General features: G+C 48.4%; 20 protein-coding genes. 16 read left to right on the top strand and 4 right to left on the bottom strand.

Features of this window, described 5'->3' with window-relative positions:
* Positions 1-54 precede the first annotated feature (54 nt).
* Positions 55-789 (bottom strand): sterol desaturase family protein, encoded by a 735-nt coding sequence (locus tag ACWHYD_RS04270; RefSeq protein WP_447964680.1) that lies wholly within the window; start codon positions 787-789, stop codon positions 55-57.
* 382 nt (positions 790-1171) lie between these two features.
* Between ACWHYD_RS04270 and ACWHYD_RS04265 the strand changes: the two genes are divergently transcribed.
* The 12 genes from ACWHYD_RS04265 (at position 1172) to ACWHYD_RS04210 (ending at position 15486) form a co-directional block, all read left to right on the top strand.
* The gene (locus ACWHYD_RS04265) at positions 1172-1603 is read left to right on the top strand and encodes an HIT family protein (protein ID WP_447964679.1); all 432 of its coding nucleotides are present in this window, start codon (positions 1172-1174) and stop codon (positions 1601-1603) included.
* A gap of 229 nt (positions 1604-1832) precedes the next feature.
* Positions 1833-3596 (top strand): fatty acyl-AMP ligase, encoded by a 1764-nt coding sequence (locus ACWHYD_RS04260; RefSeq protein WP_447964678.1) that lies wholly within the window; start codon positions 1833-1835, stop codon positions 3594-3596.
* A 34-nt stretch (positions 3597-3630) separates the two neighbouring features.
* Positions 3631-4575, top strand: coding sequence for an NAD-dependent epimerase/dehydratase family protein (locus ACWHYD_RS04255; RefSeq protein ID WP_447964677.1), 945 nt, complete (start codon positions 3631-3633; stop codon positions 4573-4575).
* Between the two features lie 37 nt (positions 4576-4612).
* Positions 4613-4858: an acyl carrier protein gene (locus ACWHYD_RS04250; RefSeq protein ID WP_447964676.1), complete on the top strand. Its 246-nt coding sequence runs from the start codon at positions 4613-4615 to the stop codon at positions 4856-4858.
* A 2-nt stretch (positions 4859-4860) separates the two neighbouring features.
* A complete protein-coding gene (spt, locus tag ACWHYD_RS04245) occupies positions 4861-6090 on the top strand; it encodes a serine palmitoyltransferase (RefSeq protein ID WP_447964675.1) in 1230 nt (409 codons plus the stop codon).
* 118 nt (positions 6091-6208) lie between these two features.
* Positions 6209-8572, top strand: a complete 2364-nt coding sequence (locus tag ACWHYD_RS04240) for an ELM1/GtrOC1 family putative glycosyltransferase (protein WP_447964674.1) — start codon at positions 6209-6211, stop codon at positions 8570-8572.
* Positions 8573-8590: 18 nt separating this feature from the next.
* Complete coding sequence (locus ACWHYD_RS04235) at positions 8591-9991, top strand: surface carbohydrate biosynthesis protein (protein WP_447964673.1); 1401 nt, start codon at positions 8591-8593, stop codon at positions 9989-9991.
* A gap of 94 nt (positions 9992-10085) precedes the next feature.
* Positions 10086-11177, top strand: coding sequence for a Gfo/Idh/MocA family protein (locus ACWHYD_RS04230; protein WP_447964672.1), 1092 nt, complete (start codon positions 10086-10088; stop codon positions 11175-11177).
* A gap of 23 nt (positions 11178-11200) precedes the next feature.
* On the top strand, positions 11201-12784 hold the full coding sequence (locus ACWHYD_RS04225; RefSeq protein ID WP_447964671.1) for a D-lyxose/D-mannose family sugar isomerase: 1584 nt from the start codon (positions 11201-11203) through the stop codon (positions 12782-12784).
* A complete protein-coding gene (locus tag ACWHYD_RS04220) occupies positions 12781-13473 on the top strand; it encodes an HAD family hydrolase (RefSeq protein WP_447964670.1) in 693 nt (230 codons plus the stop codon). Before ACWHYD_RS04225 ends, ACWHYD_RS04220 begins: the two co-directional genes overlap by 4 nt.
* 115 nt (positions 13474-13588) lie before the next feature.
* A complete protein-coding gene (locus ACWHYD_RS04215; protein ID WP_447964669.1) occupies positions 13589-14296 on the top strand; it encodes an acylneuraminate cytidylyltransferase family protein in 708 nt (235 codons plus the stop codon).
* 167 nt (positions 14297-14463) lie between these two features.
* Positions 14464-15486, top strand: a complete 1023-nt coding sequence (locus tag ACWHYD_RS04210; protein WP_447964668.1) for a class I SAM-dependent methyltransferase — start codon at positions 14464-14466, stop codon at positions 15484-15486.
* A gap of 156 nt (positions 15487-15642) precedes the next feature.
* On the opposite strand, the gene ACWHYD_RS04205 is transcribed toward ACWHYD_RS04210, so the two are convergent.
* Positions 15643-16581, bottom strand: a complete 939-nt coding sequence (locus ACWHYD_RS04205; RefSeq protein WP_447964667.1) for a hypothetical protein — start codon at positions 16579-16581, stop codon at positions 15643-15645.
* A 329-nt stretch (positions 16582-16910) separates the two neighbouring features.
* On the opposite strand from ACWHYD_RS04205, the gene ACWHYD_RS04200 reads away from it, so the two are divergent.
* Positions 16911-17654, top strand: a complete 744-nt coding sequence (locus tag ACWHYD_RS04200; RefSeq protein ID WP_447964666.1) for a 2,3-bisphosphoglycerate-dependent phosphoglycerate mutase — start codon at positions 16911-16913, stop codon at positions 17652-17654.
* Between the two features lie 23 nt (positions 17655-17677).
* Positions 17678-18391, top strand: coding sequence for a 2OG-Fe(II) oxygenase (locus ACWHYD_RS04195; RefSeq protein WP_447964665.1), 714 nt, complete (start codon positions 17678-17680; stop codon positions 18389-18391).
* A 38-nt stretch (positions 18392-18429) separates the two neighbouring features.
* Here ACWHYD_RS04195 and ACWHYD_RS04190 read toward each other — a convergent pair whose 3' ends face one another.
* On the bottom strand, positions 18430-19158 hold the full coding sequence (locus ACWHYD_RS04190) for a hypothetical protein (protein WP_447964664.1): 729 nt from the start codon (positions 19156-19158) through the stop codon (positions 18430-18432).
* A gap of 362 nt (positions 19159-19520) precedes the next feature.
* Here ACWHYD_RS04190 and ACWHYD_RS04185 point away from each other — a divergent pair, with 362 nt between their 5' ends.
* On the top strand, positions 19521-20525 hold the full coding sequence (locus tag ACWHYD_RS04185) for a glycosyltransferase family 2 protein (RefSeq protein ID WP_447964663.1): 1005 nt from the start codon (positions 19521-19523) through the stop codon (positions 20523-20525).
* Between the two features lie 46 nt (positions 20526-20571).
* Entirely contained in the window at positions 20572-21837 is a 1266-nt protein-coding gene (locus ACWHYD_RS04180) for a glycosyltransferase (protein ID WP_447964662.1), read from the top strand.
* 414 nt (positions 21838-22251) lie between these two features.
* Here the strand turns inward: ACWHYD_RS04180 and ACWHYD_RS04175 are convergent, their stop codons facing one another.
* Positions 22252-22752 carry a DUF2141 domain-containing protein gene (locus ACWHYD_RS04175; protein WP_447964661.1) on the bottom strand — a complete coding sequence of 167 codons (501 nt, stop codon included), beginning with the start codon at positions 22750-22752 and terminating at the stop codon, positions 22252-22254.
* Positions 22753-22768: the final 16 nt, after the last annotated feature.

Below are 22768 nucleotides of genomic sequence, written 5' to 3'. Positions count from 1 at the left end.
GTGCGGCCTCGTGAGGCGATGCGAGGATCACTACTACGAATCTTCATGGGCCTTTTATGGCTTCTGTTCGGATAGTTGGGCCACCCAAGGGTAGTGGGATCGTTCCTCATCCGCATAACCCAGGTTGGAAACGGTCTGACTGAACGGCACATCCTCAGCACTCCCATACTCACTACCGAAAATCCGGTCACAAAACAGACTCGTGATCCCAAAGTTTCCTTGTTCGTTATGAAAATGATGCAGCAAATGATGTCGCTTGATCCGCCGTAAAAACTTAACTTTGGGATTCACGCGCAGATGCTGCATGCAATGACAGAGTTCATACACCATAAAACACGCCAATCCTGTCCCAAAAGAAAGGGCGGCCCCCACCCAGCCTCCAACACTCATCCCAATAGGGAAAGTGGCCACGACAATCGTAGGTAGTGTGGTCGAGCCCGCCCCGAACAACACCCGTAAATCATTGGAATCTTGGTGGTGATCATAGTGAATCCGTTTCCACAAGGCTGCCGTCCATGGCGACCGATACAGGTATCGCCCATGTAAAATAAACCGATGGACAGCATATTCTACGAAGGGATAAGCAAGCAGGGTCAGAACAATACTTACTGCCATGCGAAGGGGAGAAACAGGAAAGTACTCGAAAATGACGATGGCACCGACGATACTACAGGCCAATAACACCCCATATAATTGAATACTCGGGTATAAAACGTACGCCCATATCAGATCGCGAAACGTCATGCGATCAAGGAGATACTTTTCACGATACCATTGACTGGTTAGCACCCTGGAACCTCCATCCCTTTCCTCATTTGCCTGTTGCCCTCAATCCATCCCACACCTGATTCTTCAGGATCATCCCCTATGACAATTATAGAAACCTTCCGAAGAAGCCACAAGAATAGACAACTGGAAACCGATACCTCCAATCGAAAAGCCTGAATGATTATAACGGAATGCATTAATTCCCACACTCAAAAACCTGGTTCAATCCATTACAGGATCAATGCCTAACATAGCTGCATAGTAATATTGAAACCGGGTTTAACATAAAACCCGTGATATATTTCGATGGGCCACTCGGGATGCCAATATAGGCCCATGGGGACAGAAGAGACTCTTTGCCTCATAGACACAAGAATATCTCTTTGGGTATAAGTGCAGGTCCATGAACACCACAATGAAAAAATTTGGGTATCCCGATACCTGTCTCAAAGATTTTTCCCAATGGGTTGTGCTCCTACGCCCCCAACAGGTGACCCTTGGCTCCCTGGTATTAATTTGTCGAGAGGAGGCCACAGCGTTTTCCCAAATTAGTGCCGATGCATTTAAAGAACTGCCTGGGATCATACGTGAGATTGAGACAAGTGTCTCACGCACATTTGGCTATAGCAAAATAAATTACCTTATGTTGATGATGGTTGACCCCGAGGTTCATTTTCATGTCATTCCCCGGTATGACACGCCTCGATTATTTTCTCAGCAGCAATTTTTTGACCATGGATGGCCTGGGCCACCTCAACTTAAGAATTCAAATGACACCTCAGAAGAGGTGCACCAAACAATTTTCAGTCACCTCAAAAACAACTGGATTCTCTAAACTTTTATCTAGCTACAATTACTTATATACCGGAAACTGACTGTTGCAAAATAGACTCAAATTGCGGTTTTTTTACTACAATTTAAACCGAATAGGAAAATTCACTTTCACTTTTCCTTCGTTCTTAATCATTAATCAAAAAATCATCATGGCACTATAATTGCTTAATTAATAAAATGCTTTATAGCAAACCATTTGGAATAATATTGCCTTTAATCCTTGAGATAGAATGAACGCTACACCAACTCATCACCAACTCAGACTTAAACATGGGAACTTCTCCACCCTTTCAGAGGCCCTTGATTATGCGGCTTCAGGAGAAACCGGCTGTAATTTTTATTCAGGGAGAGGCAAACTCACCCACGTGTTGACATATGCCGGTCTACAACAACAAGCTCAAAATCTAGCCAGAAGACTGAACGGATTAGAACTAGCTCGTGGCGCTCGGGTGGCCCTCATTGCTGACACCACCCCGGATTTCATTCGATTCTTTTTCGCCTGTCAGTATGCCGGACTTGTTCCGGTTCCTCTCCCTATTTCGCTGCATTTAGGGGGACATCAGGCATACGTCACCCAACTTAAACGGCTACTTGAGAGCTGCCAAGCCTCTATCGCCATGGCACCTGAAGGCTTTTTGCCATTTTTAGAGGAAGCAGCAGCCGAGATGGATCTGGCCCTCATCGGAGGCCCAGAAACATTCGCCTCATTGCAAGAAACTCATGATCCGCTCAGACCACTGGAGCCGCACGAATTAGCCTATATTCAATACACCTCTGGCAGCACACGTTGGCCTAGAGGCGTTGAAGTCACTCAATCGGCCGTGATGACCAATCTATCAGGAATCATTCAGCATGGCTTACAAGTTCAGACTGGCGACCGTTGTGTCTCCTGGCTTCCCTTTTACCATGATATGGGACTGGTCGGATTCGTTCTTGGTCCAATCGCTTCACAGCTTTCTGTTGATTATTTGAGCACACGCGATTTTGCCATGCGTCCTCGTCAGTGGCTGAGTTTAATGACCAAGAGTCGGGCAACAATTTCATTCAGCCCTTCCTTTGGATACGAGCTCTGCGTGCGAAGACTTGGGGAAGATTTCAATGAACAGTATGATCTCAGCTCCTGGCGAATCGCTGGCGCTGGAGCAGAAACAATTCGTGCCGATAGCCTCTCCCGTTTTGCCAAAACCCTGAAGGCCAGCGGGTTTAAATCTGAAGCATTTTTGGCTTGCTATGGGATGGCTGAATGTTCTTTGGCAGTTAGTTTCGCTCCATTGAACAAAGGCCTCGAGGTTGACAGGGTTGACGGAGATCAGCTCTCGAATAACCGGTTAGCCATGCCTTTTGTCCCATCCTCCACTGATGACAACCAGGCTCGATGCAGCAAATTTGTGAATTGCGGTGTTCCTCTCCCTGGATATGAAGTTCAAATACGTAATATGAACGGAGATGTCCTCGATGAGCGAGAAAGTGGAGTAATTTTTGTGCGTGGGGCAAGCACCATGACTGGATATTTCAATGATCCAATCATGACGGAAGAGGTCCTCTCCCAAGATGGCTGGCTCAATACAGGCGACATCGGCTATTGGGTCAACAACAGTCTCGTCATTATTGGCCGGTCCAAAGATATGATCATCATTAATGGACGGAATATCTGGCCTCAAGATTTAGAATTCATGGCAGAACAACAGGCGGAAGTCCGACCTGGCGATTCATCCGCTTTTTCCGTTTCCTCCCCTGACGGTCATGAGATCGCCATCATGGTTGTGCAATGCCGTGAAATGGATTCTCAAAAACGGGAGGACTTGGTTCAGCGCCTACGATCCTTAGTTCACAAGGAGTTGTCTATTCCCTGCTATATTGAACTTATTCCCCCCAGGACACTCCCGCGAACATCATCTGGAAAACTTTCTCGATCTCGAGCCAAAGCAGACTTTCTCACTCGAATTCAGTGGGAAGAGGTCACTCCAATGCTGTCCATAGCCAGGTCTGCTTAAGACCGGACTATCCTTTCCTCACTCGTCCTCCACTATGGGTACTACCGTCGCCCTAACAGGGGCTTCCGGTTTTATTGGGGGAGTCCTTGCTCAGCATTTAAAGAAAGCTGGGTGGCATGTCCGTGGTTTGGCCCGCTCTCCACGCCAAGTTCAAAAGCTCGAAAATCTCGGAATAGAACCGGTCCAATGCCGGTTGGAAAATCCTGCCAGCCTTTTAGCCCTGGTCAAAGACTCGTTTGCCGTCATTCATTGTGCAGGTGCGATTCGCGGAATTAGCCGGGAGGACTTCTATCCGACCAATGTGATGGGAGTCTCTAATATCATTCAAGCCTGTCTCGCGCATTCCTCTCCCCAACGATTTGTTCTTCTCTCATCCCTCGCCGCTCGTGAGCCATCACTTTCACCCTATGCCTGGAGCAAACATGAAGGTGAAGCAGTTTTAACCCGTGAGGCGGGGGACCTGAAGTGGAGTATTTTTCGTCCACCTGCCGTCTATGGACCGCAAGACCGTGCCCTGCTCCCACTTTTTACCATATTACGCAAAGGAATAGGGATTCAACTTGGTCCTTCCCAAGCCAGATTTTCCTTGATTCATGTTGATGATCTCTGCAACGCTATTCTTTATTGGCTGAAAATCCAGGCCCCACCCTCTCAGATTTTTGAGATTGATGATGGCTTCCCTGGGGGATATTCCTGGGAGGATGTTTTTCGTATTTCCAATCCTCGCCTCCGCCTGTGCTTGCGAATTCCACCAAGCCTCCTACAAATTGGAGGAAAAAGTAATGAAATATTTTCCCACCTCTTGAGATATACTCCTCTTTTCACCAGCGGGAAGGCGGCTGAACTTCTCCACCTCAATTGGGTCTGTGACAATACCCAGGTGGCTCAGACCCTCGGCTGGACTCCTCAAATCTCACTCAAAGAAGGCTTGCGTCGATTGTTCACATCGGATAGTCTCATGCCATCCCATAGGGATTAGTACAGATCCGTCCTCCTCCCTCATCAAGAAGGCTATTATGATAAGTTATTCTGACATTCTCCCCCAACTGTTCGACACCCTTAAGCCGTTTGCCAAAGAGAACTTTCGGTTAAAAGAACAAACAGAGCTGGTTGCCGAGTTGGGATTAGATTCCTTGCAGGTTATGCAAGTTCTCTTGAAAATCGAGGATCACTTTGATATTTCCATCCCTCTGAACAATCTTCCCAAAATCCGAACAGTGAAGGACCTAGGCGAAGAGATTGAGAAATTGCTGAAAGGGTAATCATGTCATTATTCGACAAATTTCTTCCTATTCAAGAAGCCAGAAATGAGTTGCTAAAAAGTGGAGTCAACCCCTTTCATATCACAGTCGACAAGATCCTTTCACCAACAGAGGCCATCATCAACGGGCGAACGACTATTCTGGTTGGCACGAATAACTACTTAGGTCTAACCTTTCACCCTGATGCCATTCTGGCCGGTCAACAGGCTCTTGCTCAGGAAGGGACCGGCACAACGGGATCGAGGATGGCGAATGGATCTTTTGCGAGCCACCGTGAGCTTGAGAAGGCCATCGCGGAATTCTATGGTGCGCCTTATGCAATCGTTTTTTCCACGGGGTACCAAGCTAATCTTGGCGTCCTTTCTGCTCTTGCAGGCGCGGGGGATACCATATTAATGGATGGGGACTCTCATGCCAGCATTTACGATGGATGCAGGCTTGGAGGGGCAGAGATCATCCGGTTTAAGCATAATGACGTGGCAGACTTAGAAAAACGTCTCCGTCGATTGGGGGACAGAAGTCAGCAAACCTTAATTGTCGTCGAGGGCATTTATAGCATGTTGGGAGATCGAGCTCCTCTGGCCGAGATCGTCGAAGTAAAGAAAAAGTATGGAGCCACACTGATCGTTGACGAAGCCCATTCGTTGGGCATACTCGGCCAACATGGACGAGGCTTGGCGGAAGAAACAGGCGTCGAACAGGACGTCGATTGCATCGTCGGGACATTCAGTAAAAGCCTAGGCTCAACAGGAGGATTCGGTATAAGTTCTCATCCAGAGTTCGAGTTAATCCGCTATGCCAGTCGTCCCTATATTTTTACGGCCTCCCCATGTCCATCTGTTGTCGCTTCCACACGGGCAACCATTCGGATTATCCAGTCTCACCCCGAACTTCGCCAACAACTATGGACGAATTCACAGGATTTGTATAATGGATTAATAAAGAGTGGGTATACGCTTGGGGCAGAGGTCGGACCGATTATGGCAGCGATGATCCCTACCAGAGAATTGGCTCTTGCTATGTGGCAACAACTCTTGGAATATGGCATTTATGTCAACCTCATGATTCCTCCTGCCACACCAAACGGCGAATGCCTCCTTCGATTAAGTGTCAGCGCAGCCCATACGAAGAAACAAATTGAAAAAATTATTTCTGCATTTGCAGAGTTGTCTCATATCACTCCAACCCACACCAACCCTGCTCAGGTGCAACCGGATGCAATTCTCAATTAAACAATGTTTCTGTTTCGATCACATGTCGAAATAACCACCTAAACCTATTTCCAAACCTCCCATGACACGCCACCGCTCTAGACCAAACGGCATTAGGGCAATTCCCGAAAAAATAACCTTGGAAGCCAGAGAAGGACATACCTCCTCCGGGAAATCTCCAGTCAGAATTTTTATTGGAAGTGAATCATCCCAATACAGGGCTGAACGCATCCTCGTGTGGTCCATTGAACAGGTTCGTGATCCAGGTCGAGTCTACGAAATTTTTCTCATGAAGGAATTATCAGGATTTGACAGACGGAAATGGCTCACAGGGTTTACGAATTATCGATTTGCGATTCCATCCTTTGCAGGCCAGGTCGGACGAGCGATTTACAACGATGTAGACCAAATCTACCTGGCCGATCCTGGGGAATTATTCGACCACGACTTGAACGATCATGGCTTTCTCTCTATTGCTCAAAATGATTCCTCCGTCATGCTGATGGATTGCGCCAAAATGGCAAAGGTCTGGTCCCTTAATGCAGCCAAATTTGAAAGAAAAAATGCACTATTGGAACGCGCCTTAAATGTACCCAACCTCTGGGGACAATTGGAACCCGAATGGAATGCCCGCGACGAGGAATATCAAACAGGGCGGTCAAAAGTCCTCCATTTTACTGCTCTTCATACGCAACCCTGGCAGCCTTTCCCCGAGGAATTTGTGTACCAGAAAAGCTCGGTTGGAGATGTGTGGTTCAATTTGGAATACAGCGCGAATCAAGAAGGGTTCCTGACCTTCACCCAATCCAATCCATCTTCATTATTTACCAAATTTGCCACTCAAGCACGCGATATCCAGTCCAACATCCCTATCCAGGATACCGAGACCGTATCCGAGATAGAAGAAGCAATCCACATTCTCAAGCCGAAAACTCTTCTCTATTGTCATCTCGGGGAACCTGTTCACCGCATTCCGGAACATCTGAAGTCCGGCGGCCTTTCCCCATTAGCCATGACGACTCTTGACCTTTGTCATCCAGACTCCAGGGATCTAGGATTTCAAAAATTCGACATTGTTCTTGCACCCAAAGGACTGCAACTCATTCCAGATGACGATATTCCATGGGTCATCGAAGCCCTGTTTCATCGGGCAAAATGCATGGTCTATGTGGGAATAGAAAGCACGTATCCACTCCAGTCCTTCACGCCCGCCCCTCTTCAATCAGATTTAACACGAGATTTCAACTGGTGGATCAGCCATATTGACTCAATCAGTGCCCGCTATCCGGCCATTCACTGGAAAGTCGTGTTCCACACCCACTCCTCAAAGGGAATAACACAGAGTCAAATCCGTTGTGGAGGCAATTGGATTGGGACGCTTCCGCGAATCTGGATACTCTCAGACGGCAAAACTGGACATACGACCCAATCAGAATTACTCGCAAAGTCGTTGGGGTGGCCTTATGATATTAAACAGTTACGATTCTACGGGTGGCATAAAATTCAAAAATTCCTGTGGGGGTTGGCCCCACCGAATATTATAGGGTTAGATCAACGTCACTCTTCCCCACTCCAGGCCCCTTGGCCTGACGTGGTAATCTCGACGGGATGGCGACCCGCACCAATTGCCAGATGGATTCGTGACCAGAGCCAGGGAAGAACACGAATCATTCAATTAGGTCGGAAGGGAGGAGGTCCTGCTGATTTATTTGATGTCGTGATTACACCAACCTATTATGGATTTTCGCCGCATCCGAACCGTATTGAGACACTCGCCCCGTTGAACGGATTGACACAAGAAGACTTGGAGACAGTCAGCCAACGTTGGCCGGACCTCTTTGGCAACGCTCCCCATCCTCGCATAGTCTTTGTCGTGGGAGGTTCCACCGCACGGTTCAAATTTACCCCGGATATGGCTCGCATGATTGGGAACCAACTCAAAGACTTGGCCGAAACATGCCATGGGAAGATTTTTGCTGTCACATCCCCCAGAACGGGTAAGGATCTGAGTCAAGCCCTTGAGGAAACTCTGACTCCTGACCATGTTGTTCATACATGGCAACCAAACCAATCCGACAATCCGTATTTTGCGTATTTAGCTGGCGCAGACGTGCTAATTGTCACAGGAGAAAGCGAATCGATGTTGGCCGAAGCCGCATCTCTGGGCAAGCCCGTCTATATCGTCCCACTTCCTGAACATTCACCAACGTGGAAAGTGCGCCTCAGTGAAAAGATTGTACAACGTGCGCACTTCCAACCCCTCAATAAAAGGGGAACCGCCCGTCCCCAACAAGGGATTGAACGGCTTTGCGCCCGCCTGATTCGTTCGGGGTTGATTCAGCCTCGACGAAATCTCAGCATGTTGCATGATTCCCTTTTCAAAAATGGGGTGGCTCGACCATTTGGCGAACCCATAGAAAACGGGAAGCGCCCACAATTAAACGAAACCGGGGACGTGGCTAAAAAAGTCAAAAAGGCCTTGGGTTTTTTTGATCAGTCTTGAAAATCTACGGAAATTTCATTGTCACGCATACCAAAACCCCGTCGACAACTGACTATCCCCGTTGAAGTCTTCAACAGGGAATTTGACGCCAAAGTTTTGCTTTCCTGCTTCGCCGCAGAACGGGGATTTTCCGTCATTATTGGCGAAAAGCATGAAATTCAACTCAATCTGGCCTCTTTACCCAGATCCATCTATCTCCCCACAAACCTTCATAACCGGAATGCTATTGTCTTCTCCCTTCTGGCTCAATTGGGGCACGCGCTGGTAGGAACGGACGAGGAGGCGATTGTATACTGTTCTCCGGAAGTGTATGTGAAAGAAAAATTGGGCTCGACAGAATTTACCCGACCAAATTTCTTTTTAGCATGGGGAACAGAGAATGCCAGAATCTGGAAGTCACAGCCCCAATACAACGGGATGCCCATCCATATAACCGGAAATTCCCGTGTGGATTTATTACGACCGGAACTGCGCCAATATTGGAAACCGGAAGTCGAATCCATCCATAAAAAATTCGGAAAGATCATCCTGATCAATACCAATTTCGGTAAATTGAACCACTTCAGGCCCAACAAGGGAGCTGAGAAGGAGGCGCTTGAACGAGCAACGGTCTCACCATCTGACGTGGACGAATCTGAACTTGGCATGGCCCGGCACCGCCTGGCGCTATTTCAGCATTTCCAGGATATGGTAGGCCAAATGGCCGCAGCCTTCCCCGCACACACCATATTGATCCGTCCCCATCCCTCTGAAAGCCATGAGACATGGAGACAGGCGGCAAAAGGATATCCAAATGTCCGGGTTCACATAGAAGGACATGTCATTCCCTGGTTATTGGCGGCCGATGCCATTATTCATAATAGTTGCACCACCGGCCTGGAAGGGTATGTTCTGAAACGTCCCGTTTTTGCCTTTCAGCCGATCATGTCCGACCGTTTTGACAAACAACTTCCGAATGCCGTTAGCCGCCGTGCAACATCCTCTCCGGAATTAATTGAACTGGTCAAAACAACCCTTTCAGGTAACCAGACTGCACAGGAACATGACTCTGAAGCCCAAACCCGTTTAATTGAACAATATCTCGCCGCCCTTCAAGGGCCTTTTGCCTCAGAAAACATCGTGAATACGCTCGAAACATTCGACACCACCTATTCACCCCCGACCCCGAAATTAGGCACGCAATTGGCCGCAAAATCCCAGGCGCTCGGCAGAAAATTACGGCGGCGATTCAACGCTCAATTTCGCATGAGCGATCAAAATCGATCGCAACGCTACAATTATCTGAACCACATTTTCCCTGACATCAACCTGGCGCAGATCGAAGACCGCATCAAGCGGTTACAACATGCATTAGGAAGATTTCATCATACACAAGTCAGGCCCCTGCACGACAATATTTTTGAAATACTTCCCAAATAAATACTCAGGAATGAAGAATCCCTGCACCCGCAATTTTGCTGAGCATAAATGTGCATCCATATACCGAGTCTCGTGAACATTCTAAGGAGGATACATGTATAACGTAAAAATTTTTGGAGCGGGCTCCATTGGTAACCATTTAGCCCATGCATCCCGCTCCCTCGGTTGGAACGTCACGATATGCGATGTGGACCAAGCGGCATTGGATCGGACAAAACAGACAATTTATCCCACTCGTTATGGAAAATGGGACGAGGCCATCAAGCTTTCCCTGGTCAAAAACGCCCCGAGAGGAGGGTTTGACCTCATTGTCGTTGGAACGCCGCCAGATTCCCACCTCCCCCTGGCCCTCGGGGCTCTTGAGGAAAAGCCCAAAGCTATTCTTGTGGAAAAACCTCTCTGCTCCCCAGACCTGGAACAGGCCCAAACATTACAAAATATGGTAACCGAGTCTGGCACATTCGCATTCGTAGGATATGACCACGTCGTGGGAAAGGCCGCGCAGCAAACACTTCAAGCCGGTCGCCAATTATCGACCATTGAAACTATCGACGTGGAATTTCGTGAACATTGGGGCGGCATCTTCGCGGCTCATTCATGGTTACAGGGTCCACAGGACAGTTATCTGGGGTTTTGGAAACGGGGTGGAGGTGCTAGCGGAGAACATTCCCACGCGATAAACCTTTGGCAATTTTTGAGTGGGGGCCTGGGAAAAGGCCGCATCACCGAAGTGTCCGCGACACTGGATTATGTCCAGACAGATATGGTGGAGTACGATAAACTCTGCCTGCTTACCCTGAGGACTGAAACAGGCTTAATCGGGAGGGTGGTGCAAGACGTCATTACCTCCCCTTCCAGAAAGTGGGCAAGGATTCAAGGAAATGACGGTTTCGCGGAACTCACCATCGGGCACCAACCAGGGGTCGACAGAGTTGATTGGAAAACCGGCAAAGACGATGCCCAATTCCGCACCATTCAGAAAACGCGACCGGATGATTTCATCTGGGAATTACAGCATATCGAGGCCGTGATGACAGGCAAAATCAAAGATTCCGTCCTCTCACTGGAGCGAGGCCTGGAAACCATGCTGGTGGTGGCCGCCGCGCATCTCTCATCAGCCAAGAAACGAACTGTGCGCATCGATTACCGCAAGGGCTATACACCACAGGCACTAGAAGTGCTGTAGATCTTCAGAGGAAGGGAAAAAGCATGATAGACCAAGATTTCAATTTCCATGATTTATTCATATTGGATCTAGCCAACAACCACCAGGGAAGCGTGGAACACGGCCTGGGAATCATCCAATCAATGGCTGAGGTGGTCAAACGGCATCAGGTCCGGGCAGCAATTAAATTCCAATTCCGCCAACTCGACACCTTTATTCATACAGATCATCAATCCAACAGCGAACTCAAATACATCCAACGATTTCAATCCACCCGATTGGACCAGGCACAATTTCAAACATTGCTCAATGAAGTCTGGGCTCAAGGGCTGCTAGCCATGTGCACCCCTTTCGATGAAGAATCTGTCAATATTGCCGTCGACATGGGTTTTAATGTGTTAAAGGTCGCCAGTTGTTCAGCCAAGGATTGGCCGCTTCTGGAGGAAATTGCCGGCGCCGGGCCGCCCGTGGTGTGCTCAACCGGTGGCCTGACACTGGAGGACATCGATAATGTGGTGAGTTTCTTTCAACATCGGGCCGTGCAATTCGCACTCATGCACTGCGTGTCGGTGTATCCAACTCCTGACCCGTTAATGAATTTGAATCAAATCCAGGTCTTGCGCAACCGGTATCCCAATATTCCCATCGGCTGGTCCACTCATGAAAATCCGGGTGACACGGTTCCTGTTCAAATTGCCGTCGCTCTTGGAGCCAGACTTTTCGAACGGCACATTGGACTGGAAACCGAATCCATCAAATTGAATGCCTACTCGTCCACCTCACAGCAAGTGGACACCTGGCTGCAAGCCTACCATCGAGCGAAAGGCTTGTGTGGCTCAAAAACCCGTCCACCGGCCTCAGAAGTGGAACAGGCCTCATTGGATGGCCTTCGGCGTGGAGTCTTTGCCAAACGGCTCATTAAAAAAGGCCGTGAACTCACACGGGATCTTGTGTATTTTGCCATGCCCTACGTCGAAGGGCAGATGGAAAGCGGGGCATGGAAAGATGGCTATACGGCCGTCCAGGACATGACGCCGGATCAACCGGTCATGCGGGACGCGGTCGAGATCACGGTCAACCAAGGTCTCGTGACCCTTAAACAAGCGATTCACGAAGTCAAAGCCTTGCTCAACCAAGCCAACATCCAACTAGGCAGTGAGTTTAAAGTCGAATATTCGCATCATTACGGACTTGAAAATTTCCGACAAACCGGCGCAGTCCTTATTGAATGTATCAATCGGGAGTATTGCAAAAAACTCGTCATTCAATTGCCGGGACAACGACACCCCTCACATTATCATGCGAGGAAAGAGGAAACCTTTCAAATACTGTTTGGCATCCTCCACGTGAATATCGACGGCTATCCCCGCATTTTACATCCCGGTGAAACCATTCTCATCCTGCCTGGAGTTTGGCATTCCTTTTGGACAGACACCGGGGTGGTTTTTGAAGAAGTGTCCACCACCCACTACAACAACGACTCCTTCTATGCCGACAAACGAATCAATAAGCTGCAACGGTCCGAGCGGAAAACCATGGTTGATCATTGGGGACGGTTTCAAATCGCCCAACAGCCATCATCGGAGAAAGCTCCTGAAGTGCCTTTGCCCGATCCTCAGGCGCAATGATTGCTTGCGTCGCATTCGATTTTGACGGAACGCTGGTTGATTCAAACCAGGTGAAGGTTCAGTCCTTTTACAAGATTGTCGAGGAATACGATCCCAGCGGTTGCACTGTCACTGAAGTTCTTCAGCGATGCTCTCAAAAAGATCGATACGGAATCACCCGTGAACTTGCCCGCGAGTTCAAGGCGAAAGGGCTAATCCCGCCACCCACAAGCACAGAAATCCTCGGCTTACAATGGGCGGAGACCTACACAGCTACCTGCGAAACCGCCATTGTCAGGTGCCAGGAAGTACCTGGGGCCTCAGGGATACTGACATGGCTGTTGAATGAAGGGATTCCTCTATACCTCAACTCAAAAACACCCACCAACGCCCTCAATCGACTTGTGACCCTACGAAACCTCACCCACTATTTCTCAGGGATATACGGAGCTCCCGCAAGTAAACTGGAAAACTTGCTTCACATCCAAGAGCTGACTCAGGCAAAACCAGATGAGATGCTTTTTGTTGGAGACAGTGAGGATGATCTGGAGGCTGCTGGTAAATTTGGCTGTCACTTTGCGGGAGTCATTCTTGGTGAGAACAGCCGCTTCAGACTGATCCCATCACTCCATGTGAAAAGTCTGGATAATCTCAGAGGAATCGTGCAAAACCTTCAGGAAAACGGAAATGCACCTACCCAAAACCATTGAGCATCTATTCGCACCATTGCAGTCGAAAATTCTTTACACTTTTGCCACAGGAAGTTATGATTTACACCCAACCGATGGCTTTATCAACAATGCGGTATATCCCTAAAAAGACCCAATGATAGGTACGCAACGGATTCTGGCTGTGTGTCCAGCCAGGGGCGGCAGCAAAGGGATTCCGCTCAAAAATCTGACTCCCTTTCTAGGAATCCCGTTAGTCGCCAGAGTTGGCCAGTTGGTTAAGGAGATCCCCTTCATCGACCGAGCCGTAGTCTCGACCGACCATCCTGAAATTGCCGAGTGTGCGAAAAAATCTGGCCTAGACGCCCCTTTTTTCCGGCCTCCCGACCTTTCAGGGGACCGAATATCCGACGCCCCGGTATTGATCCATGCATTAGAAGAAATGGAGCATCAAGACAATGTCCAATACGACATCGTGATCATGTTGCAGCCAACATCTCCTCTTCGCCGGCCGGAACACGTCATCCAGGCCATCGAAATGCTGGTGAATGAACAATGGGATGCCGTCTGGACGCTGTCCGAAACCGATTCCAAGTCACACCCTCTCAAACAACTGACTCTTGACTCAGGCAGGATCGACTATTATGACCCCAACGGGAGCCAAATCATCGCCCGACAGCAACTCACTCCCGTCTATCACCGGAACGGGGTGGCCTATGTCATGACACGAAACTGCCTTCTGGAAGGAAGGAGCATCATGGGTCAACGAACTGGAGCCCTCCTTCTCGACGAGGATCTGGTCAGTATCGATACCATGTGGGATTTGGAACTTGCAGAATTCATCTATGCCAAGAATCAGGCATAACATCTGAATCCAGTCAAGATGAGGATGAACCATCTGCTATTCAGAGGTCATCTCGCAGGTCAAATGGCTCGGTTGGCTATGAACACCCCCTATGTTCAGCCCCTGACGAACCAACCAGTGCTTTCCCTTAAAGTTCCACTTTTACCCTTAGGATAAGGAATAATGGCTTGAGTAAACTTCTAGCCCAACCCGTTCAGAAAATGGACAGGGATCGCGTCGTAAAGGGAAACTGTGATCTCTGCCGTTCCACAGAAGCCTTTGTTGTGGCAGAACCATCGAAACTGAATTGCCGCATTGTGATATGCATCCATTGTCAATTGATGTACGCTTTTCCACAAATTGAACAGGAGGATTTGGACAAATTCTATGAAAGTAGCTTTGCCAACGACCCCGGTAGCCGCAGTAGGCCTGGGGAAGGAATCGAAGATGAAGATGACATTCAAAAACAGGATGCCTTCGCAGAGTGGGGTTTAAACATTATCAACCGTTTCATTCAGGTAAAAGACAAACGGATTCTCGACCTGAGATGCCAAACTGGTGCATTCTCGGCACGGCTCCGATCCGCGGGGGCGGAGGTATTCTGCGTGGAGCCGTTCGAAAAAAACAGACAGTACGCTAGGGACCGACGCGGATTATCTGAGATCTTTCCTTTGCCATTTTCCCGGTTTTCCCAGTTACCGATTCCCTTTCAAGGTCCCTTCGATGCGGTCAATGTTCTGACGCATCATGTCCTGGCCCACGTCCTGTCCCCCCGCATACTCCTGGAAAAAATTTTCAGCGTACTCGCGCCAGGCGGCTATCTCTTTCTTGACGAGAAGGATGTGCTGCGGCCAGCTCGGTACAAAACCGGATCGGTTTTTCAATCAGGTCCAGTCCACCAATATCATCTCACCGCACAGACCACTGCCAGATATCTTGAAGCCGCTGGCTTTGTATTGATTGAATGCACGATAGACAACGGCCGGACAAGCGATTTCCATCACATCCGGGCCGTGGCACGAAAGCCTGATGCTCAAAACCTTTCCTGGGTACCACCTCAAACCATTCGAGATGATTCATCCCTAGAAAGAATCAGAAGGCGATTATGGTGGCTCAACCAGACATGGACACTTAGACAGATTTCCTTCTTAGGAAAACGCAAAACCCATAAACTTCTACGCCGAATCCGTCGACGGATTGCCCCAACATAATACGCATAGTCTTGCTAACGGTTTTGGCCCATAGGTGTTAACTAAGCCATTATCACAACAATTTTTCTATCTTCGAGGGAGGATCATCAAAATTCCGATTCCGATGCACTCCTAGGCAACTATGCAGCCGCACATCCCATACGGAAGCCGATCCAATCAATGGATCCCTAAGGCCAGCTTCTGAACAAGGTCCGGCTTAAATCCTGGAAGGTCAGGAGGCACAGTGAATGGAGCCGTTGGTCGGAATGCGGAATAGCAGTTGAGAAATTGGATGATCAGGACCACGCGATCACTTCGGTTAAACCGGCTTCCATAGTGAAGACAGCGGGACGTGTCCAGAAACGCCCCTGAGCCTGGCGGTCCGATCAACTTCACCTCATGGTTTTTTCCACCTCCCTCGTAAACTCGCTCATCTTGCACACGACCAATCACACGCCCGATTGCTCTCTGCACCTGATGGGATATATCGGCGGGAAGAAACGTCAGCGGCCCCTGGTCCGCCTTCGTCTCAAAGATATTAATAAATACTTTAACTTGTCTGAGATCTTCATAATCGAAATGGAAAAGCTGGCTGGATCGAGCCGTTTCATTTTCAGGCGACCAACAGAGCCTGGCTCCGGTTAACTTGGGTACCGTTCCCAGATAAGCCGCTGCGGCATCAAGAATAGGCCTGGACACCATAAGCCCGAGCAAATCCGGATGGCGGCAGAATTCGACACCTTCAAGAATAGGAAGCAGAAATTTCTTTTGAGGATGTTTTTGAAAATAATCCGGGGGGAAAGCCTCGCGTGATTGCTGATACACTGTTTCACAATACCTGACAATGCGAGCAGTTCCTTCAATATCGTTAGGCCCAAAAAGCCGGTATCCGGCTCTGTCTGGAATGGTTATCAGGGGCTTAGTGATGGCAATAATTTCTCTGGCCAATCGTTTTCGCAAACGATATTGAGTAGGGCTACCGGTGATTTTCAGAGCGCGAGAAAATGGTCGAACCACCCACGGGGGAAGTCTCAGATTCTTATGCAGGACCTTATAGAGCCGATTCTGGCGAATCGGCTGCTGGACCATTTCGGAATTTTCAGCGGATAGAGACATTTGAACCATCCCGCGGGGGAAAAGGGAGAATTTGGCCGTGCGGTTCACTCTTCATTGATCTTCCATGGATGCTAATGAAAGACTCCTGAACCCGAGCATCGAAGAAAACATTTTCATGATTCCTCAAAATTGGCTTTCTGTCAATCATTCACAGAATCTCTCCGTAAGCGAAAATGCCCCACTCTGACAATCATTATTCATTCTCGAGAAAACCTATGGTATTCTTTAGATTGCGTCCGACGAAATTATAACTTAGGTCATTTTTTAACCCCTGCGAAGTGATTACCTGTCAATCCACTCCTCATGGAGCAAACTTTCCTACAAACTACATGGGAACTCTAATTCTTCTACGACATGGACAGAGCCTATGGAACCGCGAAAAACGGTTTACAGGCTGGACAGATATCGAATTAAGCAAAAAAGGTGTTATAGAAGCCCGGCGGGCTGCTCAAATTCTTAAAAACAAAAAAGTTACGTTTGATTTGTGCTTCACATCGGTTTTACGTCGAGCTCATGAAACCGCCGGTATTGTGCTGAAAGCCATGAATTTGACTTCTGTCCCCGTGCGAAAGAGCTGGCGACTCAATGAACGGCATTACGGCGCGCTCCAAGGAATGACCTGGTGGGAGGCCTCAACACAGTTTGGGGCAAAACAGGTTCTTATCTGGCAACGACACTTTTCCGCCGTACCCCCCTCAATCTCTTCCCAGGATCCTCGATTTCCCGGATTAGATCCTTTATATTCCGACTTGGACTCTCAGGACCTTCCATTAGCAGAGAGCATCAAATGCACCCAACACCGTCTCATTCCCTGCTGGCAGGAAGAAATTGCTCCCGCATTGCAAGAGGGTAAACGGGTCTTGTTGGTGGCACACAACAATAGTATCCGAAGTTTGCTACAATTCCTTCTTCATCTCGATGAAGCCGGTATCAAAAAAGTCACCATTAAGACCGGTGAGCCGTTGATTTGTAAATTTGATGCCAAGGGCAATCTTGTCAGTTACTCCTATATGTGGTGGAAACCTAAATTGAAGGATTGCACCCAAAAGTTGTTGAATTACTGCCTCCCTTAATCTCGCTTTTTTTGCTTATTGTTATGACGTATCTAAACTTTTCTGCGCTAGAAGCTATTTCGGCCCAATCCTTTCAGGAAGCCAAGCCCTATCCGTGGATGAATCCTGCGGATCTTCTGACGGAGACAGGTTATCAAGGTCTGGTTGAGACCCTTCCGAATGTCTCCATGTTTCAAAAACGTTTTGGGGTCAAGCGGGCTCATGGGCAACAAAGCCATGATCGCTACACATTAGAGTATCGCCCGGGCTTACCCCTCTCTCCTCATTGGGATCAATTTCTAACAGAGCTTCAGGGAAAACCCTATTCGAATTTTTTAAAACGATTATTTGGGGTCAGATCCCTTGAATTGAATTTCCATTGGCACTATACCCCCAATGGATGCTCTGTTTCTCCACATTGTGATGCCAAACATAAACTTGGATCCCATATTTTCTACTTTAATACCAAAGAGGATTGGGACCCCGCCTGGGGTGGGGAGACAGTTATTCTCGACGATCAAGGGAAATTTAGCCGAAAAAGTGCTCCCGGATTTGAGGATTTTCCACAATCGTTGGCTTCAACTGCCATTGGAAATTTCAGTCTGTTATTTCAACGATTGGATAAATCCTGGCACGGGGTCCGCCCCGTTCAATGCCCGGGAGGACACATGCGAAAGGTGTTCATTGTGGTCATCAATCGGCTCTCTCTGGTTGACCGAGTCCAGCGGGTCTTTGGAAAAGGCCCTAAGGGGTATTAATTTTCTCAATACGTTCCAGCACTAATTACCGATAGTCCCTACAGTCTCCGATACCCTTCGAAATAGTCGGGCTTTATGGCTTTCCAATCTCTTTCAAAGAATGCCCGTTTCGTCCACTGGGCGAGAAAACACAATTCGATAAATCCATAATAGGCTTGAATATCCGGCACGCCCTTAGTCGCCAACAATCGGAAAAACTCGTTCTTGAATGGATTCAGCCACCGCACCAAGGCTTTGGCAGCACCCATTCCTATGAGATGCTCGCAGACGAGGCCTTCCACATCGACGGCACAAAGCAAATGAGTCTGGGGATGAAGGACAAAATTTTTCTTAACGGGATCGGTATAATCAAACCCGATCCAACAATGCGTGGGCTGCAGAACATCCACGGATTTTCTGATCTCCCCCAACAATCCATTCGAAAGAATTCCAATCTGATTGAGAAAATGCAGATCCCGATCCAGGCGATCGGGAAACATGGTCGTATTCGTTTCCACCAACCGAGGTGCTTCAGAGTATAAACGACTATAAAAAATGGCCACTTTTTCAACGAGTGAGTCATCAACCTCTTTGATGAGACGCCCTTGAACAAACTCCACCCAGATTTCCCGCTCATAACGAATCACAATATTCGGGAAGATCCCGTCCCGCCGGAAGCACTCGAGATTACGCTCAAGTTCAACAGCCACGAAAGAATCGCAAAAAACCAATCGCTTAAATTGCTGCCCATTGACTGTCACAAAATGTAGGCTTTTGTCCTTTTGCAAGCGTACTCCAAAAAGCCGAGATAAAAAATATCGGGCTCGCTTCAAGAAAAATGGCGATCGTTGTTTGACCTGTAATTGAAAAGACATCGTGTTGAAGAGTGTTTGGGTTAAATTGGTGGTGTCAAAAAACCAAAAATTTGGAAAACGGGGGATACATCGGATATGATTTGATACCCCTAGAGAAGAATGCGTTACTACCGCCTGCCTGAGGAGCTCCGATTACCATATCGGCACGTGAACTTTCAGGAGATGTGTTATGAACTTTTTTTAAAAAAGAGTCAACTTCTTATGCGATTTTAGCTCCAATAGCGCAGGAATTGAGAACTCCTCTGGTATCCCTGAAACATTCCGGTTAGACGAAAATGCTTGACAACCCAAAAGTTACCGTATTTATCCCGGCTTATAACCGCGAAAAATATATTGGAGACGCCATTGAAAGTATTTTGGCACAAACGTTTACCAATTTCGAAATACTCCTCATAGATGATGGTTCCAAAGATCGTACAATCGAAATCATGCGTTCTTATCAGGATTCTCGTGTGCGCATCATCAGGAATGAACACAATCTCGGGATTCCCAAAACCCGCAACAAAGGCATTGAACAGGCTCGTGGTGAATTTATCGCCATGTTAGATAGCGACGATCGGGCGTTTCCCACACGACTGGAGAAACAGGTCAACTTTCTGGATGCCCATCATGATTTTGCCCAAATAGGAAGCTGGTGCCGCATGATGGACGAACAGGGTCGGCCATTAAAACGGATCAAGCGTCAGCCCATTTATCCTGAGGACGTCGACATTCAACTGTTGTTTCGATGCTCCCTGAGTAACCGATCGATTATGGCTCGGACAAAAATTTTGCGGGAATATGGGTATCGAAACGACTACCCACGCTGTCAGGATTATGACCTCCACGTGAGACTGGCCCAAAAATATAAACTCGGCAACCTCCCTGAATGCCTGGTCTACGGCCGCATACACGCCGATCAAATCACCAGTCAAACAGTGGAGCTAGGTGACGAAAAAAAGCGGGCAATCATCCGCCATCAACTCAACGTCTTGGGGGTGCCTTTCACAGAAGAGGATCTCGGTCCGCATCTGACGTTGTCTCGCATGCGAAAATCCCAGTTCACACCGGATTATGATTATCTTCAATGGGCGGAAAATTGGTTATTGAACCTTCAAGAAGCCAATTTGCAGACACACCGGTATTCGCAGCGTGCAATTGCACAAGCGGTCCGCGAAAAATGGATACGGACCTGTTGGGCGGCCTGGAACGGCATGGGGTGGAAAGCCCTGAAATATTATTTTCACTCCCCCCTGCGCAAAAGCCTCGGCAATACGATACGAGAACGCGTTCTCACCTGATCAGCCCCGTATCTTTTCAATTAAGTCTCAAGCGACCTTTATTCATATGATGACGACGAATTCCTCGGATTTCGCCCCACTCCCGAGTCAATCGGAAAAAATAAAAGGGGAACCCCCAGGCCGTAAACATCTGGCGATATTTTTACCATCACTAGCCGGAGGCGGCGTCGCAAGGGCTATGGTCTATCTCTCAGAGGCCTTTGCCGATCGCAACCACAGAGTAGACCTGATCTTATGTCAGGTATCGGGGCCATACCTGGACAGCATTTCCCCGAAGGTTACGGTCATCGGGCTCAAGGGGGGGACAAAATGGCGGGGATGCTTCCATGCCGTGTCATCTGATTTTGGGGCGTTATGGTCAATGCTCCTTCCCATCCTTCTATCGTCACATCCTCCCAAAACTATCGGGTATCTCCCTGATTTGGTTGAATATTTACGACGTGAGAAACCAGATACGATGCTCACGGCGAAAACTCCTGCGAACCTCATCGCTTTGTTAGCCGCACGCCTTGCAGGTGGCAAAACTCGCATTGTCATCAACGAACAAACCAGCTTGTCTCCCATCATTAAGACATCCAAAAAGTGGCGTTGGCGTTTCCTTGCTCCTCTCTTGCAGCGCGTGTACCCACGGGCGGATGAAATCGTGACCGTGTCGGATGGCGTCGCCGAAGATGTGTCCTCGTTGACGGGAATCCATCGTAACCGTATTACGACGATTTACAATCCGGTGGCCCTCACCCAGGTACAAGAAAAAGCACGCACCCAGGTTGACCATCCGTGGTTTCCGGCAGACACTCTGCCGGTCATCTTAGGTGTAGGGAGACATGTGCCACAAAAGGACTTTGCTTGTCTCATAAAGGCCTTTGGGCGAGTTCGTTCTGTACGCCCCGCCCGGCTGGTGATCCTCGGGGAGGGAAGGATGCGGAATGAGCTTGAAGAGCTGGCTGAAACCTTGGCCCTTTCCCAAGATATTTCCATGCCGGGATTTGTCGACAATCCCTTCGCCTTTATGGCCGGAGCTTCGGTATTTGTGCTCTCGTCAGCATGGGAAGGTTGTCCGAATGTGCTGATCGAAGCGTTAGCGTGTGGATGTCCAATTGTCAGCACTGACTGCCCGAGCGGTCCTACCGAGATTCTCCAAAAGGGGGCTTTTGGACCATTGGTACCGGTAGGCAATGACAAAGCGCTGGCCGAAGCTATTCTTGAGGTACTTGACCGTCCACTCGGCCAGGAGCAGTTGCGTGCCCGCGCAACGGAGTTCGAGGTGGGCAGGATCGCTGAAGAATATCTCCAGCTTATGTCCGCAACCTAATATCCCCTCAAATGGCCCTTAAAAGAGGCCTGATATTAATAGGAATACGTGCGGAACGATTTTCGATAGAGACTATGGTTGTAACGGTCTTGGATCCCCCGATTAATAAATGGGGGATGAGGAGTAAGGCAAACCGTCATAGCGAGCCCTCTCCTCATAGCCAATCAATATGGTTGCCGGAAACCTATCTCACGACGATTCTATGCGGTGGGAGAGCATTATCATGGCCAGGAAGTTTATCTCTTTGAAGCTTTCAGCAATTATGCAAAATAGCCAACTGGCAGATAATCAAATGACGTGGAAGATCCTGTGTCCACATCTCCATTTCACCTGCATATATCTATAGCGACAATATAGCAAAACTCCATGTGGCTGTAGGCGTTTACATGCCCAGGAATCGGGGTTGATATGGCACTAATATTTCATGTCCACATCTAAATGGGTCACTTCCCCATTCACCTCGAAAGCGGATTCCTCAAAATTCGGAGCGGCTAAAAATAACGAGGGATTTTTCGACACGCCAAACCCTTCGGTAGGTAAGCCAATCAAATTACGGTCAAATTTATGATTATCGTTTTCATCATGATAGACAACTACAGCGTATTTTCCTTCCAACGGTGCGGCCAAACACAGGGTCATAGAACCTTTTTGAGCAGGTTCCCGTTCCTTATCAGCCTTGGCTCCCTTGACTAAAAAACTCTCTGGATCTGGTCCATACAGGACTGCCTTTAGGGATCCTGCAGCGTTTTTGATTCCATGCACATGAACGTGAATGGGCTTCCCCTCAGAAGGGCAGGTATTAACCGGTAACTGAAACTCTGCACCGAAACTTACTGAAACACTGAGCAACAACACTATACAAAAAATATACAGACCAACCCCCTTTGGTCGCGAATAGGCTGTGCTCCAAAACATCTTCATCCTCCATACT

The organism is Nitrospira sp. Ecomares 2.1 (assembly GCF_965152585.1).
Note: the sequence above shows the minus strand (reverse complement) of the source record. Positions and strands in the feature narration are given on the sequence as shown.